The organism is Mesorhizobium sp. M0048, assembly GCF_040323405.1.
Classification (GTDB): domain Bacteria; phylum Pseudomonadota; class Alphaproteobacteria; order Rhizobiales; family Rhizobiaceae; genus Mesorhizobium.
Window position 1 is genome coordinate 1 of the sequence record NZ_JAMYUV010000118.1, and the last position, 1,270, is coordinate 1,270.

The window sequence follows — 1,270 nt, forward strand, 5'->3', positions numbered from 1 at the left end:
TGTTTGGACCGGGGACATCGCGAACAGGTGTGCGAGGACATCGCGAACAGTTTGGCGCGCTTTGCGCTGGGGGGTTCGGGATGCCATTCGAGGACACGAGCGCGATGAAACAGAAGCTGGAGTTTGTGCGGCTGGCTACGGCCGAGGGGGCGAATGTGAGCGCCTTGTGCCGACGCTTTGGGATTGGTCGAACATGCGCTTACAAGTTGCTGGCGCGATGGCAGGCGTTTGGCGCGGCCGGGCTTTTGGAGGGGTCGCGCCGGCCGCAGTCGAGCCCGACGCGCAGCACGCCCGCGATCGAGGCGGCAGCGCTTTCGGTGCGCACAACGCATCCGGCCTGGGGCGGGCGCAAGATCGCCCGGGTTCTGGCGCGCCAGGGGTTTGGCCATCCGGCTGCCTCGACGGTGACCGGCATCCTGCGCCGCAACGGCGTCGAACTGGGCGCACTGGGCGGCGGCGCCAAAGCGTTCATCCGCTTCGAGCACGCCGCGCCCAACGACCTGTGGCAGATGGACTTCAAGGGCCATGTGCCGTTGCGCGCCGGGCGGCTGCATCCGCTGACCGTGCTCGACGATCATTCGCGGTTCTCGCTGGTGCTGGAAGCTTGCCCCGACCAGACCACCGAAACTGTCAAAACCCGCCTGATTACGGCCTTCCGGCGCTATGGCCTGCCGTGGCGCATCGCCACCGACAACGGCCCGCCCTGGGGCGACGGCGGCCGCAACAACTTCACCATGCTCGGCGTCTGGCTGATCGAGAACGGCATGTCGGTCAGCCATTCCAGACCCTGCCATCCACAGACGCTGGGCAAGGAGGAGCGGTTCCACCGTACGCTCAAGGCCGAGGCGCTGCAGGGCCCGCCCTTCGACAGCCTGCAGGCGGCACAGTGCGCTTTCGACGCATGGCGCCACATCTACAACACCGAGCGGCCGCACCAGGCCATTGCCGACGCTGTGCCGCTCGAGCGCTATCGTGCCTCGACGCGCGACTTCGCCGATGCCGTCCAGCCGTTCGAATACGCGCCCGGCGACCAGGTCCGCAAAATCCAGCAGAAGGGCACAACCTCGTTGTTCGGGCATGCCGTCAAGATCTGCAAGGCTTTTGCCGGCAAAGCCGTCGCCTTCCGCCCAACCGAAACCGATGGCGTCTTCGATGCCTACTTCCGCCACCAGAAAATCCAGACCATCGACCTCAATGCAAGCCAACGATAGGATGGCAAACTGTTCGCGATGTCCTCGCACAGCTGTTCGCGATGTCCCCGGTCCAAACA

1 pseudogene is annotated in these 1,270 nt (G+C 65.6%); it reads left to right on the forward strand.

Going from position 1 to position 1,270, the window contains the following annotated elements:
• Positions 1–80 precede the first annotated feature (80 nt).
• Positions 81–1,270, forward strand: a pseudogene (locus tag NKJ84_RS32970) (IS481 family transposase); the annotation flags it as partial.